Below are 15,637 nucleotides of genomic sequence, written 5' to 3'. Positions count from 1 at the left end.
GGTACGACGATAGGTAGGCGATTCCCTACGAGTCAAGCGTAGGGAATCGCCTACCTATGCGCCTTGAACAGGTTCACAACGGATTCCTGCCCGGCGTCCCACGGCCTTCCCGGCGCCTGCTGGTAGCTTGCTGCGGGCCGTCCGGCCGAGGGCGGCCGGCCGCTACAGCTTGGGAGCTTTCCGGTGACGTCTGTGACTGGTGCGAGTGCTGTGACTGCTTCGACTGCCTCGACTGCTGCGGGTGCTGGTGCTGCGCATACTGCGTGTGCGGCGGGTGGTGCGCGTGCTGCCCGTGCGAGGATGCGGACCGCGATCGTGGCCGCGGGCCTGGTCGGCGCGCTCGCCACGCTGACCGCGTGCAGCGGAGGCGGTGGCGGCGGCAAGACCGCCGCGCCCGCGACGCCGAGCGCGTCCACCGCATCGGCCTCCCCCTCGGGAACGGCGACCGGGCCCTCCGGCAAGCTCCAGGGCAGCTGGATCACCACGAGCGGCGGCAGGATCGTGGCCCTGGTGATCACCGGGAAGAAGGCCGGGCTCTTCGTGACCGGCCGGAAGGCCTGGTGCCAGGGCGCCGCCGGCGAGGAGTCCGGGATGCAGATGATCCATCTGACCTGCCCCGACGGCAACAAGGACCGGGCCACCGGCATGGTCGACGCGGTGGACGCCAAGGGCATGACGGTGAGCTGGTCGGGCAAGACCGGCAAGGAGACGTACACCAAGGCGGAGGGCGGCAAGCTGCCTTCGGCGCTGCCGACCAAGTCGAAGCAGTGACAGGGGTGCATCCGGTGAGGAATGCCCGGAGCACCACCTGAAGCAGTGATTCCGCTGGGGTGGGCGGACCCGGCCCGAGCACAGGCGCCATGATGCAGGGGCACCGTCACGACCTCGATGGGACCTGCCTCATGCGCGCCATTCCGCTCACCGTCACAGCCCTCGCCGCGGCCCTGCTGCTCACCGCCTGCGGCGGCGGAGGCAAGAGCAGCAGCAAGACCGGCTCGGCCTGCGAGATCGGCGGGGTCTCCGTGCAGATCGGGTCCGCGAGCGTGGCGCCGAAGGCCGGTGACACGGGTGAGATTCCGGTCAGCATCACCAACCAGAGCAAGGCCTGCACCCTGGACCACTTCGCGGGCGTCGTCCTGAGCGCCGGCAGCGCCGAGGCCAAGGTGCCGGCCCTCAAGGGTGCCAAGGCCCAGAAGCTGAAGCTCGCCAAGGGCGACTCGGCGTCGTTCACCATCAGCTACGTGCGCGGCAACGCGGGCGACAAGGCCGCGCTGACCCCCAAGACCGTGAAGATCACCCTTCCCGGCACCACCGCCTCCCGCAGCTTCCCCTGGTCGTACGGCCCCGTCGCCACCCAGACCGCGAGCACCGGCCCGAACGCCTCCGTGACCGCTTTCCAGCAGGTCGGCGACTGAGTGTCGGGACAGTCGGGGGGCGGCTGACGCCGGCTTGGGGGCTCCTCCCGGCCTGGGGCGGGCCGACGCCGGCTTCTGACGGGCTCCGTCCAGCCGGGACGGGCCGGCGCCCGGTCGGCGGCACACCGGCCGCCTCTGGCGAGCTGAGTCCAGCCTGCGGCGGCCGGCGTGGGCTTGTGGCGGGCTCATTCCAGCCCTGGGCGGGCTCTGACCTGGGCTCGGTCCGCTGCCCGGGCGCCCTCCGTCCAGCCGGCCGCGTCGCTCACCCCGCGGAGCCGAGTGGTGCCGGTCTCGGGGAACATGCGCTCCAGCCGGTCGGTGACGGCTATCTCCCTGGTGGCGAGGACCGGCAGCAGGTCCTGGCTGACCTGGGTCTCGGCGGCGGCCGCGAGCCGGTCGCCGACCCGGTGGGCGTAGGCGGCCAGGAACGACTGCCGGAACGTCTTGGTCCGCTTCCGCCCGCCGGCTCTCTGCGCGGCCTCCGCCTTGGTCATCGCGTGCGTGGCCTGTACCAGCAGCGAGGTGTAGAGCAGTTCGACCGCCTCCAGGTCCGCCTCGAAGCCGACGACCGTGGAGAAGCCGAGCGGTTCGTTCCACACAGCGCGGCAGTTGTTCGCACCGGCCACGGCGTCGAGCAGAACCGCCTTGGCCTGTTCGTACGGCGGCTCGACCCCGATCCGGCACGCACCGGGCGCGTCCGGCGCGGGCGCCCCGGCGGCGAGCAGCGCCTCGTCGACGCTGTGCCGCGCCATCAGCTCCTGCGCCTTGGCGCTGAGCGCCTCCGCCTCCTCCGGATACCCGGTCGCCTCGGCCTTGGCGAGCAGCGCACGAATCCGGGCGAGCATGCGGGAGGCCGCCGGGCCGGGGGCGCGCCGGGGTTCCTCCTCCAAGGGCTCAAGGGCGGGCAGGCGCAGCAGCAGGCGGTACAGCTCCAGCGTGGTCGTGGCCCGCGAGAAGCGATCGTCCTCGCGGACGGGACCGGGCAGCTCCGCCAGCTGCGCGGTCCAGCGGCGCCCGCGTGGGCGGTCCCGCCCGGCCTGGGCGCGGATCAGCGCGGCGGCCCGGCGCACATGCACGTCCTCCAGCTCGCGCCGCACCAGCCGTACGACATCGGCGGGCTGCCAGCCGCGCCGCCAGGCCGTCGCCACGAACTCCTCGCCCCGCCACGCGAGTTCGGCATCTGAGGCGGGGTCGGCGGCAAGCAGGGAGGCACCCGTGTCGAGGCCGGTGTCGGTGTCGTCGTAGAGGGCGGCCCTGAAGGCCCTCTCGACCGTGCTCGCAGTGCTGGTCACACCGTCGATCGTGCCATGCCCCTCCGACAGCGGGCCGAGCGTTGTCCACAGCCTGTGGATGAAGACGGGAGAGTGCGGGCGGATGTGGGGTCGAGACCGGGGCTGGAACGGTTCGAGGCCGGTCGGAGTCGAGGTCGCCAGGTGTGCGGGAGGGCCTGGGATGTGGTGGCCGGGATCAAGGTAGTTGCCGAGAGAGCAGGGGGCGGCGGGCGACTGTCGGGTGGCTGGAGCGGTCAGGCGTGGATGGCCGGTACGCAGGGCTCCGGGCGCGGGTCGGCCGCCCGGCGCAGCTGCCACCCGAACGGGACGCGACGGCCGGGAGAAAAGTTGACCGAGGGTCGGGGACCTCAACGCCGCCGACCTGCGGACCACTTGGCCGACGGATCGTCTCAGTCCCTGGAATTCCGCCACGCGCGCGTGGGAGCGCGCGAAGCATGGCGGCATGGTGGACACGTCTCTCTATGCGGCGTTCCTGATCGCCGCTTTCGCACTCTGCGTCACTCCTGGACCCGACATGATGTTCATCGTGGCGGTGGGCGGCCGGGGCGGCCCCCTGACGGGGGTGGCGGCCGCCACAGGGGTCGCCTGCGCCATGCTCGTGCACACGATCGCCGCGGCGCTCGGCCTCTCGGCGCTGTTCCTGACCCTGCCGACGCTCTACGAGGTGCTGCACTGGGCGGGCGCGGCCTACCTGCTGTTCCTCGCGGTCAGGGCGTTCCGGGGCGATGGCGGCCCGGTCGAGACCGAGGCGGCACCCGGGAACGGGCGCCGGCGCGCGTTCTGGCGGGGCGCCGTCACCAACCTCCTCAACCCGAAGGTGATCCTCTTCAATGTCTCCTTCCTGCCGCAGTTCGTGAACCCCGCCCTGGGGCACGTACGGGAGCAGTTCCTCGTGCTGGGCTTCACGATCACGGCGATGGGCGTGGTGGTGGACGGCTCGGTCGGGCTGCTTTCCGGGAAGCTGGCCTCGCTGCTGCGGCGCAGCCGACGGGTGGCCCGGGGCCTGGACTACTTCAGCGGGACGGTCTTCGCCGGGCTGGCGGTGCGCCTGGCGATCGCACCCAAGTGACCGGTGACCACACCGAAGCACTGTCAACCATCGGTTGACACCCCGCCATGGGCAACCTACGGTTGACACATGGCGACCAACCCGAACATCACGGCATCCGTACGCCTCGACGACCTCATCGAGGCCATCAAGAAGGCCCACAACGAGCCCCTCGTACAGCTCCAGGACGCGGTGATCGCCGCCGATCACCTCGGTGACGTGGCTGACCACCTGATCGGCCACTTCGTCGACCAGGCACGACGCTCGGGCGCGTCCTGGACCGAGATCGGCCGGAGCATGGGCGTCACCCGGCAGGCGGCGCAGAAGCGGTTCGTGCCGAAGGAGTCCACCGACCTCGGCGCCGACGACTTCAGCCGCTACACCACGCGCGCACGGAACGTGGTCATCGCCGCGCACAACGAGGCGGTGGCCGCCCGCACCCCCGAGGGCCGCCCCGAGCACCTGGTCCTCGGCCTGCTCGCCGAGCCCGAAGGCATCGCCGCGAAGGCGATCACCGCGCAGGGCGTCCTGCTGGACGCCGTACGGCAGGCGGCGACCGCCGCGCTCCCGCCCGCGGCGGACGGGGCCCCGGACCTCGTCCCCTACGGCCCCGACGCCAAGAAGGTCCTGGAACTCACCTTCCGCGAGGCCCTCCGGCTCGGCCACAACTACATCGGCACCGAACACATCCTGCTCGCGCTCCTGGAGCACGAGAACGGCCGGGGCGTCCTCAGCGGCCTCGGCATCACCAAGCCCGCGACCGAGGAGTACGTCGCCAAGGTGCTGTCGCTGCTGCTGGAGCAGACGAAGGAGGCGGCCACGGCGGCCGAGGCCGAGGCGGCCGACCCGACCACCGAATCGACCGACGCGAACGACTGAAGCCGCAGGTCAGACCGATTGTCAGACCCGGCTGCCACACTCGCAGTCATGACCGACCGGTGGGCGCTCGCACCGGCCGAGGACGCTGGCGTGGACGTCGCCCCCCTCGGCCCGGACGGGCTGCCTGCCGGGCCGGTGCGGCGGGAGAGCGATCTCGCCGGGGCGGTGCGGAGCCGCCCGGAGGTGACGCGCTGGGTGTGGCGGTCCACTCCCGAGGTCTACCCGCGTCTGCTCGCCACGGGGGTGCGAGTGGAGCGGTGCTACGACATCGAGGACGCCGAGACACTCCTGCTGGGCCACGAGGGCCGGTACGGCGAGCCGCGCTCGGCCACCGCCGCCCTGGCCCGCCTCCGGGGCGGCCCCGTACCGCCCGATCCGCCCCAGCGCTCGGCCGAACCGGGCGCCCAGTCCCCGCTGTTCGAGCCCACGGGCAGCCGCCTGCCCCTGACCGACCTCCTCGCGGTCTACGCCGAGCAGCTGAGGCGGCACGATCGGACCGCCCACCCCGACCGGATGCGACTGCTGACCGCCGCCGAGTCGGCCGGCATGCTGGTGGCCGCCGAGATGAACCACGCGGGCCTGCCGTGGAGCGCCGAGGTCCACCGCCGCCTGCTGCGCGACCTGCTGGGCGAGCGGTACCCGGGCGGCGGCGAGCCGCGCCGCCTTGCCGAGCTGGCCGACCAGGTCTCCGCCGCCTTCGGCCGCCGCGTCCGCCCCGACCTGCCCGCCGACGTGATCAAAGCCTTCGCCCAGGCCGGGATCAAGGTGAAGTCCACCCGCCGCTGGGAGATCCGGTCCGTCGACCACCCTGCCGTCGAACCCCTGCTGGAGTACAAGAAGCTGTACCGCATCTGGGTGGCGCACGGCTGGTCCTGGCTGCAGGACTGGGTGCGCGACGGCCGCTTCCGCCCCGAGTTCCTCGCCGGCGGCACGGTCACCGGACGCTGGGTGACCAACGGCGGAGGCGCACTGCAGATCCCCAAGGTGATCCGCCGGGCCGTGGTCGCCGACCCCGGCTGGCGGCTGGTCGTGGCCGACGCCGACCAGATGGAGCCGCGCGTGCTCGCCGCCATCTCCCGTGACCCCGGCCTGATGGAGGTCGCCGGCCGCGAGAGCGACCTCTACCAGTCCGTGTCCGACCGCGCCTTCTCCGGCGACCGCGACCAGGCCAAGATCGCCGTCCTGGGCGCGATCTACGGCCAGACCTCGGGCGACGGCCTGAAGAACCTGGCCGCGCTGCGCCGCCGCTTCCCGAAGGCCGTCGCCTACGTCGACGAGGCGGCCCGCGCGGGCGAGGAGGGCCGGCTGGTGCGCACCTGGCTGGGCCGGACCTGCCCGCCGGCCGCCGGTTCCGGCGAGGACGCGGCAGGGGAGGCGGGCATCCCCATCGGCGAGGACGACACCGAGACACGGCCCGACGGCCAGGCCCCGTGGGTCCCCGGTTACGCCTCCGCCAACTCCCGGGCGCGGGGCCGCTTCGCGCGGAACTTCGTCGTCCAGGGCAGCGCCGCCGACTGGGCCCTGCTGATGCTCGCCGGGCTCCGCCAGGCCTGCGCGGACCTCAAGGCCGAGCTGGTGTTCTTCCAGCACGACGAGGTGATCGTGCACTGCCCCGCCGAGGAGGCGGACACGGTCGTCCGCGCCATCCGCGCCTCCGCCGACCTCGCCGGCCGGCTGACCTTCGGCGAGACACCGGTGCGGTTCCCGTTCACGACAGCGGTGGTGGAGTGCTATGCCGACGCCAAGTGAGCGCCGCCCGGACGTACTTCGGCCACTCTTCCAGGGCTGCTCCCGAGCCCTTCGATCACTCCGTGCGAGCTCCTCCGCAGCCCTTCGGTCACTCCGCGAGAAGCTCCCGCAGCTCCGCCACCACCGCCTGCTCGTCGGTGCCGTCCAGCGCCGTGAGTGCCGCGCCCCAGGCGTCGTACGCCTCGGCCCGGCGCCCCTGCGCGCTCAGCAGCAGTCCGTGCTGGTGCCGGGCCAGGCCACCCATGTAGCAGTCGGCGCGGGCGTCGGCCCGGCGCAGCAGCTCGGCGCACTCGCGGCCCGCCCGTGCGGTCTCCCCCAGCTGCCGCAGCGCGCGGACCAGGCCGAGCCGGGTCTGGGACTCGCCGTGCCAGTCGCCGTGTCCGCCGAGGATGCGCAGGCTCTCCTCGAAGTGCTCTGCGGCGGCCGCCGGTTCGCCGAGGGTGAGGTGGGCGTAGCCGATGTTGCAGTGCGCCGAGTGCTGCACGATGACGGCGCCGATCGCGTCCCCGATCGCCAGCGAGCGCCGGTGCTGCTCGATCGCGGCACGCGGGTCGGTGTGCTCGTAGAGGTTGCCGAGGTGGCTGTGGGTGACCGCCTCGCCGTAGGGGTCGTTCAACTGCCGCGAGTGCGCGAGGCTCTGCCGCAGCGCCTCCCCGGACTCCGTGAACCGCCCGAGCCCCTCCAGCAGCAGTCCCCGGTTGTTCAGGGAGCGCCGGATCCTGGAGACGACACCGAGCCGCCGCCAGATCTCCAGGGCCTGGTCGGTGAGGGTGAGGGCGTCCTTCTGCCGGCCGGTCAGGAAGTGCAGGCCCGCCAGGTCGCCGAGGGCGTACGCCTCGGCCGCCGCGTCCCCGAGCCGCCGCGCCGCCCCGAGCGCGGCCCGCCCCAGCACCTCCATCTCGGCGACCCGGCCGCCGCGCTGGACGTAGGGGAAGAGCAGCCGCGCGAGCGTCGACAGGTGCGCGGCGCGACGCGGGTCGGGCGTGCCCGCGTTGCGTGACACCAGGGCAACGACGTTCTCCAGCTCCACCTCGCCCCAGCCGAAGGCCTGCTCGGCGGACTCGAAGGACGCCAGCGCGGCCACGTCGGCCGGGTGCTCCGGCGGCTGCGCGGAGGTGGGCCGGCGCCGGTCCTCCTGGTCGATCCCGGGCTCCACGATCGCCTCCAGCAGCCGTTCGGCCACGGCGGCGTACCAGCGCAGGGCGATCAGGTCGGGGGAAGGCGCGCCGGCGGGGTCGGTCCGGCGGTCGTCCTCCCCGTATGTGCCAGGGCTCTGCCCGGCGCCGTACGCGCCCGGGCCCTGCCCGTTGTCATACGTGCCCGGGCTCTGCGCGGCCTCCGGAAGGGCGCTCGGCGCGTCCGTGCAGGTTTCCTTCCCCCTGTCGTGTCCCGTGTCCGCCAGTTCGCGGGCGAAGTCGCGGACCAGGTCGTGCGGGGCGTAACGGCCGTAGGCGGTCTCCTCCAGGAGGGCGACGTCGACCAGGCGGTCCAGGGCCGCCTCGGCGCGCCGTGCGTCGGTGCCGGTGAGGCGGGCGATCAGCGGGGCGCCGTAGGTCGGCAGGTCCAGCGCGCCGATGCGGCGCAGCGCGAGGGCCGCGTCCCGGTCCGCCTCGCGCCCGGCGGCGGCGAGCGCGTCATGGGCGACGGCCAGGGAGCGCCGGACGCTCAGGTCGTCGTACTCGAGATGGCGCAACCGGCCACCGGTCTCCGCGAGTTGGCCCGCCAGCACATCCGGGGTGAGGGCGCGGCGGGCGGCGAGCCGGGCGGCCACGACGCGCAGCGCCAGCGGAAGCCGGCCGGTCAGCTCGACCAGTGGGTGACCGGCGTCCAGCCCCTCGCGTCCGCTCACCGCGCGCAGCAGTGCCGCGCTGTCCTCGCCGGTCAGCGGGGCGAGCGGGAAGCGCCGGGCGCCGTCGAGGGCGGTCAGTGGCGAGCGGCTGGTGACGATCACCGCGCAGCCGGGCCCGGCCGGCAGCAGGGGCCGTACCTGGGCCGCGTTCGCCGCGTCGTCCAGTACCAGCAGGACGCGGGCCGGGGCGAGCAGCGAGCGGAGCAACGCGGCTGCAGCGTCCGGGTGTTCGGGAATGCTGCGGGGCTCGGCACCCAGGTCCCGGAGCAGCGCCGCGAGCGCCGCGACGGGGCTGAGCGGGGTCATGCCGGGGGTGGCGCCGTGCAGGTTGACGTACAGCTGCCCATCGGTGAAACGTTCCCGCAGCTCATGCGCGACGGCCAGCGCGAGCGCGCTCTTGCCGACACCCGCCATGCCGCTGATCACGGCGATGGCCGGAGCCGGGGCGGGCGGCGCGGTGAGCGCGCGCCGCAGCTCGTGGCGGACCTCGGCGCGGCCGGTGAAATGGGCCGGCGGCGCCGGGAGTTGCGCGGGCCGCGGGGTCTGCCGGGCGCCCGGTGCGGCACCACCGCTCTCGTGCGGGGCCGGCGTCTCGGCTTCCTCCCCTGCGGCGCTGTCCAAGTCACCGGCGTCCGGAACCTGTTGACGGCGGTCACCTTGGGCGCGACGACGGCGGCCGCCACGCTCCCCCTCGGCCCCGTGCCGTTCCTCGTCACTCCCCCGCAACACCTCGACATGCGCCTCGCGGACCGCCGGACCGGGTTCGATGCCGAGTTCCTCGATCAGCCGGGCCCGCAGATCACGGTGGACGGCGAGGGCCTCGGCCTGACGGCCGGTGCGGTGCAGGGTGAGAATGAGCTGACGGTGGAACGCCTCGCGCAGCGGATACTCGGCCACCAGCGCCGCGAGTTCCGGGACGATCGCGGCCAACCGTGCGCCGCCGAGGTCGAGTTCGGCGTCGTAGCGCCACTCCAGCAGGAGCAGCCGGGCCTCCTCCAGACGCTGCACCAGGGCATAACCGCCGAGGTCGGCGGGGAGCCCGCTGAGCGGGGTGCCGCGCCAGAGCACGAGCGCGGCGCTGCAGGCCCGTACGACGCCCGGCCAGTCCCGCCGGGCATGCGCGGCACGCGCCTCGGCGACCCGGGCATCGAAGACGTGCACGTCCAACTCGCCGTGGTCGACGCGCAGTACGTATCCCGGCGCCACGGCCCTGAGCCGGTCGGGATCGTCCAGGAGCCGGCGCAGCCGGGTGACGTGGTTGTGCAGGGACGCCTGCGCGGAGACGGGCGGCGCCCCGCCCCACAGGGCGTCCTTCAGCGACTCCACCGACACCACCCGGCCCGGCTCCAGCAGCAACGCGGCCAGCAGCGTGCGCACCTTGGGGCTGCCGATGGCACGGACGCCGTTGTCAGGGCTGTCGTCGGGGGTGGGGGCGTGGGCGGTCGGCCTGCCGGTGCGGGAGTCGGCGGCAAGCGTGTCGGAAGGGGCGGCGGAGGTCTCGTACGAGATCCCGAACGGCTGTCGGTCGTACAGGACCGGCGGTCCCAGCAGCCCGAACCGCAGCCCGAACCGCAGCCCGCACCGCCGCATCACGCCGCTCCACAGCCTTCCTGCCCGGTCGGGGTCGACCGTGCTCCGCGACGAGCCTGTGCCCGCCGCTCTCTGGCGGAATTCCGCCCTGCCCTGGGCAGTTTCCCGCCACCTCCTGCCGGCCGGACGAGCCCCGGATCGGCCTGCCCGAAGGCCTGTTCCGCATGCCGTCCGGCGAGTTCCGGCCAACGGGTCCGCCGTCTGCCGACGAACCGTTGGCCACATGTTAGCGATCCGTTGGCGAATCCTGGTGTGATCATTTCCATCGGATCTGGCCCGACGGCGCGCGCGTATGTCGCGTAACTCGGGGGAGTGTCGCCGTAGGCCGGGTCCGGGGACGCAAGGGGCCCCGGTCGGCGGAGGTGAACGCCCGGGGCCCCGTCCCGTTCCCTTGGCCGCGCCCCGCATGCGCCGGCCGGGCGGTCGACGCAGACACCCGCGCCCCGGATCCCCCTCGGGATCGCCGACGAAGGCGCCGAGCCCAGCCCACCGACGAATCCCCCGCGCCTCAGATCACCGGCGGACGTCCCAGCCGGGCCAGTCGCCACACCGTCCGCCAGCGCATGGGCCGACGCTCGCCGGCCGGTTCGCGCAGGCCCTCCGCGAACCCGCCGAGCCACGCCTTCAGCCCCGCCGGGGAGCGTGTGCGGACGAGGGTGAGCAGCGTCCACACTCCGAGGTGCACCGGGACGAGCGGCAGCGGCAGCCTGCGCCGGACGAGCCAGACGCGGTTGCGGGCGTTGACGCGGTAGTAGATGGCGTGCCGGGCCGGCGACGTCCTGGGGTGCTGGAGCAGCAGCTCGGGGGCGTAGAGGATCTTCCAGCCGGCATCGGCGGCGCGCCAGGCGAGGTCGGTCTCCTCGTGCGCGAAGAAGAACTCGGCGGGCCAGTCCCCGGTCTCGGCCAGCATCGCCATGCGCAGGGCGTGCCCGCCGCCGAGGAACCCGGTGACGTAACCCCCGCGCATCGGATCGGACTTGCCGACGCGGGGCACATGCCGCTGCTGGGTCTCACCGTGCTCGTCGGCGATGCGGAAGCCGACGATGCCGAGGCGCGGATCGGCGGCGTACAGGTCCCGTACGCGCCGCAGCACATCCGCGTCGACGAGCAGCCCGTCGTCGTCCAGTTCCACGACCACGTCGACGTCGCCGTACTCCCGCAGGCGGGCGAGGGCGACGTTCCGGCCGCCCGGGCAGCCGAGGTTCTCCTCCACGTCGATCGCGGTGACCTCGCCGGGCAGGGAGAGCCGGCGGGCGAACTCGGGCAGACGGCAGCCGTTGCCGACGATCACTGTGCGGGCGGGGGCGAGGTCCTGCTTGGCCACGGACTCCAGCAGGGCGTCGACCTCGGCGGGCCGGTTGCCCATGGTCACCACGGCTACGGCGATCCTCGGCTCCACCACGTCCCTCACCCCATCCGGCCGACGGCGGCACCGCGCCCTGACCGCGCGGCGCCCGCCGTTCACCAAGATGTTGCCTCAGGTCCGCGGGTTCACCAGACCCGGATTCACTTTGCCGTCCCTTTGCTCCCCTTTTGTCCAACCGTTTCCTCGGGTCCGAAGACCATCGACGCCAGGCGAACAGCCGCGGAGTGGGCAAGGAGTGAGCAACAGGAGGGCGGCCCGGCCGAGTTCGGCCGAGCCGCCGCCGGATCGATGCTCCGCTCAAATGCAGGGGACGTCGGCGAAGCCCGGGTAATAGAAGCGCCCTGCCGGGCCGGCGCTGTGGATGCAGAGGTGGAAGTCGGGACTCTGCGGCTTCGGACTCTCGGTGGCGGCGGTCGCGGTCGGAGCGACGAGGACGGTCACCCCGAGGATCATTGCCGCCACCACCGATTTCTTGCCCGGGATGCACCTCCGGAACGTCTTCATTGCCGCCCTCCTTCGGGCCGAGACGGGAGCGCCGCGCGATTCACAGGGCGACAGTCCGGCGCTCGTGATTCCGCCTATCGTCATATGCCGCAGGCATGGCGTCAATGCCCTTAACCGGGACATTCTCTCGCTAAAAGGCATATTTTTTCCATGAGGCCCCCGCGAGCAGCGTCGATGCGCAGCCTCGGGGCCGCAGCGAGATCCGTCCGGGCTGCAGTACAGGCCGCGGCCGCAGGCCCCTCAGCCGCGCTCGGAAGGCGACCTCTGCGCCCTGGCGTCCGGTGACGGCGATGGCGATGGCGAACCAGTTGGGCATCAGGGTGGGAAGCCGCCGGGCCTCGATCCAGCACGGCTCGTCGAACTCCTACGCCGGCGTCGGCATACCGGCCCCCGGTGAGACCCGCGTCCTGTACCGGGTGACCGAGGGCCGGGTGCGTGCCGCCGTCATCGCGGGCAGCGACCCGGAAGCGGTGCTCGCAGCCGTGACCGAGGACGCCGAGACGGTCGAGGTGACCACCGGCGACCCCGAACTGCGGTTCCTTGCCTCGCTGTTGCCCACGACCACAACAACGCCCTGCTCAGCGGCTTCATGGGCACCCAACGCTCCAAGTTCGACCACGCCCCGTCCCCCGACCAGGAGTTCACCCCGCCGAACCCCTACATCAAGGGCTTCGGCTCCTGGCTCCGGATGCCGGACGAGGCCCTGATCACCCCGGCCGATCCCATCCGGCTCTTCGAGGAGCCGGAGGTCGCCCTGGTCTACGTCAACGACGACGGCGGCGTGCCGCACTACGCCCGCTACGCCTTCGGCGATGACCTCAACGACATCGGCCCGCACCTGAGGAACCCGTGGGCCTGGACGCCGTACGCCAAGCTGTGCGAGACCTCGCTCACGCCTGGCTGTTCCTCGGCGAGCCGCCCCGGACCGCGACCGGACGGGTCACCATCGAACGGGACGGCGCCCCGGCCCGGGAGGGCGACTTCTCGTGCGCCTGACGATGGCGTTCCGGCTCCTCGCCGGTGTCGCCGCGGCAGCGGTCTGGGCCGAACTCGTCGGTTACGCACGGCGTCTGGCGCCCCGCACCTGCAGGGCAGGGCCATCGCACTGACCATGGCCGGTGTCCCGCTCGCCCTGTCCCTGGGCATCCCGCTCGGCACCTTCCTCGGCGGACTCTTCGGCTGGCGCCTGACGTTCGACCTCGTGACGCTGATCTCCGTGGCGCTGCTGGGGTGGATCACGATGTCGGTCCCGGACGCCCCGGGCCGGCGGCCGGAGGCCCGCGAGCCCGCCCTGAAGGCGCTGTCCCTTCCGGGGGTCGTGGCGGCCCTGTTCGTGGTCGCGGCCTACGTGCTGGCCCACAACATCCTCTGCACCTGCGTCGCCACCTTCCTCGACGCGTACGACATGGGCGGGTCCCGCGACGTCGTACTGCTCGTCCTCGGCATCGCCTCCGTGGTGAGCATCTGGATCAAGGGCGCCCCGGTCGACCGCACTTCGCAGCCATGGTGCTGTGGGGCCTCGGCTGGGGAGGTGTCACCACGCTCCTCCAGACCGCCGTCACCGACGCAGGAAGCGACCGAGGACAGGCCCTGCTGGTCACCACGTGGAACTCGTTCATGGCCGGCGGTGGGGCGGTCGGCGGCATCCTCCTGGACGGTCTCGGCCCCAAGTCCTTCCCGTGGAGCGTCCTCGCGCTCATGGCCCCGGTGCTCATCGTGGCGGTCGTCGCCCGCAAGCACGCCTTCCCCTCCACCCGCCCCTGGACCGAGTGCGGCAGCGGGCGTCCGCCCATCGAACTACTGACGAGCACGCACCCCAAGAACGCGCCACGCACCGGAGTTCGATCTCGCCATCCCCCGCCGGGACACTCCATGCGAGGCGCTGACGAAGGCCCCGTACCCGGCCCTGCCGGGTACGGGGCCTTCCCGCCCGAACTCCGCATTGCCGCAGGACCAGAAAACAAAGAAACCGCAGGTCAGAAGCCTGACTTGCGGTTTCTCATGGAGCCGCCTTCGGGATTCGAACCCGAGACCTACGCATTACGAGTGCGTTGCTCTGGCCATCTGAGCTAAGGCGGCGCGCCGTCCGCACTATGGTGCGATCGGCAACGTCGGTAAGTCTACACAGTTTCCGGGGGTGCTCCGACCACACCCCGCAGGCGCGGGCTCCGGGGCGGGCGGCAGGGGTGTGGCAGGGGCTATGAGCAGCGCTTTCCTTCGGTGGGCGGGGTGCCGGCGAGCAGGTAGGTGTTGATCGCCGTGTCGATGCAGGAGCTGCCGCGGCCGTAGGCGGTGTGGCCGTCGCCGGCGTACGTCAGCAGGCGGCTCGAGGAGAGCTGGTGGGCCAGGGACCGGGCCCAGCGGTAGGGAGTCGCGGGATCGCGGGTGGTGCCGACCACCACGATCGGCGCCGCGCCCTTCGCCTCGATGCGGTGCGGCTCACCCGTGGCCTTCACCGGCCAGTACGCACAGTTCAGCGAGGCCCAGGCCAGACCGTCGCCGAAGACCGGGGACGCCTTCTCGAAGGCGGGCAGCGCCTTGTCGACCTGCTCGGGTCCGGTGAAGGCCGGCGGCAGGTCCAGGCAGTTCACCGCCGCGTTGGCCATCATCAGGTTGCTGTAGTGGCCGTCGGCGTCGCGTTCGTAGTAGCTGTCGGAGAGCGCGAGCAGGCCCGCGCCGTCGTTCTTCTTCATCGCCGAGGTCAGCGCCTCGCGCAGCTGCTCCCACGTGCCCTGGTCGTACATCGCCGCGATCACCCCGGTCGTGGCCAGCGACTCGCCCAGCTTGCGGCCGTCCGCGTCACCCGCCTGGATGGGGTGGGCGTCCAGCTTGCGGAAGAACGCCCTGAGGTGGTCGCCGACCTGCGCCGGCGTCGTGCCGCTGCTGCCGAGCGGGCAGTCGGAGTGCCGTACGCAGTCCTTCGCGAACGCCTGGAACGCCGTCTCGAAGCCGGCCGTCTGGTCCAGGTTCATCTGCCGGGCGTCCAGGGAGGGGTCCATCGCGCCGTCCAGGACCATCCGGCCGACCCGGCCCGGGAACAGGCCCGCGTACGTCGCGCCGAGGAACGTGCCGTACGACGCCCCCACGTAGTTCAGTTTCGGATCACCCAGCACCGCCCGCACGATGTCCATGTCGCGCGCCGCCTCGACCGTGGAGACATGCCGCAGCAGCCGCGCCGAGTGCGCCCCGCAGCTCTCCGCGAACGTCCGGTCCGCCGTGGCCACGGCGTTCTGCTCCGGCTGATCGTCGGGCGTCAGGTCCGTCTGCGTGTACCGGTCCATCTGACGGCCGTCGAGGCACTCCACGGGCTCGCTGCGGGCCACGCCCCGCGGGTCCACCGCGACCATGTCGTAGTGGGCACGGACGTCGGCCGGGTAGCCGATGCCCGCGTACTGCTGGACGTAGCCCACCGCGGAGCCGCCGGGGCCGCCCGGGTTGACCAGCAGTGAGCCCAGCGGCCTGCCCTTGCCGGTGGCCCGCTTGCGGGTGACGGCCAACCGGACGTCGCCGGAACCGGGCTTGGCGTAGTCCAGCGGAGCCTTGATCGTCGTGCACTGGAAACCGGGGGCACCGCAGCTGCGCCAGCGCGGCCGCTGGGAGTAGTACGACGACAGCGCTGACGGCGTCGCACGCGGGAGCGCGGCCAGCACCGCATCCGCCGCACCGCCCGCCGACGTCGAGCTCCCGGAGGAGCAGGCGGACACGAGCAGGGCGGCCGCCGTGAGCAGGGCGGCCGTGAGGCGAGCAGTCGTCCGGGGGCGGGCGCCCCGGGTCCGGCGGAGGGATGGCCTGGTGTGCATCAGGCGAGCGTAACGCTGTGCGACGCTCCGTATGCGGTGCGTGGAGATTGTGGCCTCGTACGGGGGACATACGCGGGGACGAAGGCGGCGGCACGAGGGACGAAGGCGGCGGTACGAGGGACGACGGCGTCTTCTTACGGTGACC

Annotated in this window: 11 protein-coding genes and 1 tRNA gene; 6 read left to right on the top strand and 6 right to left on the bottom strand. The window is 72.8% G+C overall.

Annotation, left to right across the window (positions count from 1 at the left end; all coding sequences use genetic code 11):
- The first annotated feature begins 300 nt into the window (after positions 1–300).
- Positions 301–771 carry a hypothetical protein gene (locus SRB17_RS21205; protein ID WP_153540896.1) on the top strand — a complete coding sequence of 157 codons (471 nt, stop codon included), beginning with the start codon at positions 301–303 and terminating at the stop codon, positions 769–771.
- A gap of 131 nt (positions 772–902) precedes the next feature.
- Positions 903–1,415, top strand: a complete 513-nt coding sequence (locus tag SRB17_RS21200; protein ID WP_153540894.1) for a DUF4232 domain-containing protein — start codon at positions 903–905, stop codon at positions 1,413–1,415.
- Positions 1,416–1,600: 185 nt separating this feature from the next.
- On the opposite strand, the gene SRB17_RS21195 is transcribed toward SRB17_RS21200, so the two are convergent.
- On the bottom strand, positions 1,601–2,707 hold the full coding sequence (locus SRB17_RS21195; protein WP_323376014.1) for a DUF2786 domain-containing protein: 1,107 nt from the start codon (positions 2,705–2,707) through the stop codon (positions 1,601–1,603).
- Positions 2,708–3,149: 442 nt separating this feature from the next.
- Here SRB17_RS21195 and SRB17_RS21190 point away from each other — a divergent pair, with 442 nt between their 5' ends.
- From SRB17_RS21190 to SRB17_RS21180, 3 genes are all read left to right on the top strand, one after another.
- The gene (locus tag SRB17_RS21190) at positions 3,150–3,776 is read left to right on the top strand and encodes a LysE family translocator (RefSeq protein WP_153540892.1); all 627 of its coding nucleotides are present in this window, start codon (positions 3,150–3,152) and stop codon (positions 3,774–3,776) included.
- A gap of 69 nt (positions 3,777–3,845) precedes the next feature.
- A complete protein-coding gene (locus SRB17_RS21185) occupies positions 3,846–4,634 on the top strand; it encodes a Clp protease N-terminal domain-containing protein (protein WP_153540890.1) in 789 nt (262 codons plus the stop codon).
- A 48-nt stretch (positions 4,635–4,682) separates the two neighbouring features.
- The gene (locus SRB17_RS21180; RefSeq protein WP_153540888.1) at positions 4,683–6,383 is read left to right on the top strand and encodes a bifunctional 3'-5' exonuclease/DNA polymerase; all 1,701 of its coding nucleotides are present in this window, start codon (positions 4,683–4,685) and stop codon (positions 6,381–6,383) included.
- Between the two features lie 88 nt (positions 6,384–6,471).
- On the opposite strand, the gene SRB17_RS21175 is transcribed toward SRB17_RS21180, so the two are convergent.
- The 3 genes from SRB17_RS21175 to SRB17_RS21165 form a co-directional block, all read right to left on the bottom strand.
- Entirely contained in the window at positions 6,472–9,822 is a 3,351-nt protein-coding gene (locus tag SRB17_RS21175) for an AfsR/SARP family transcriptional regulator (protein WP_153540886.1), read from the bottom strand.
- A 508-nt stretch (positions 9,823–10,330) separates the two neighbouring features.
- Positions 10,331–11,224 (bottom strand): glycosyltransferase family 2 protein, encoded by an 894-nt coding sequence (locus tag SRB17_RS21170; protein WP_323376013.1) that lies wholly within the window; start codon positions 11,222–11,224, stop codon positions 10,331–10,333.
- 261 nt (positions 11,225–11,485) lie between these two features.
- Positions 11,486–11,692 (bottom strand): hypothetical protein, encoded by a 207-nt coding sequence (locus SRB17_RS21165; protein ID WP_153540884.1) that lies wholly within the window; start codon positions 11,690–11,692, stop codon positions 11,486–11,488.
- A gap of 589 nt (positions 11,693–12,281) precedes the next feature.
- Here SRB17_RS21165 and SRB17_RS46455 point away from each other — a divergent pair.
- On the top strand, positions 12,282–13,496 hold the full coding sequence (locus tag SRB17_RS46455; protein ID WP_228396152.1) for an MFS transporter: 1,215 nt from the start codon (positions 12,282–12,284) through the stop codon (positions 13,494–13,496).
- Positions 13,497–13,694: 198 nt separating this feature from the next.
- Here the strand turns inward: SRB17_RS46455 and SRB17_RS21145 are convergent.
- Positions 13,695–13,771, bottom strand: a tRNA-Thr gene (locus SRB17_RS21145).
- A 119-nt stretch (positions 13,772–13,890) separates the two neighbouring features.
- Positions 13,891–15,492 (bottom strand): alpha/beta hydrolase, encoded by a 1,602-nt coding sequence (locus SRB17_RS21140; RefSeq protein WP_153540878.1) that lies wholly within the window; start codon positions 15,490–15,492, stop codon positions 13,891–13,893.
- Positions 15,493–15,637: the final 145 nt, after the last annotated feature.

The sequence above is a fragment of the Streptomyces sp. RB17 genome, from assembly GCF_009604455.1.
GTDB lineage: Bacteria > Actinomycetota > Actinomycetes > Streptomycetales > Streptomycetaceae > Streptomyces.
This window is presented reverse-complemented; position numbering and strand designations above follow the sequence as displayed.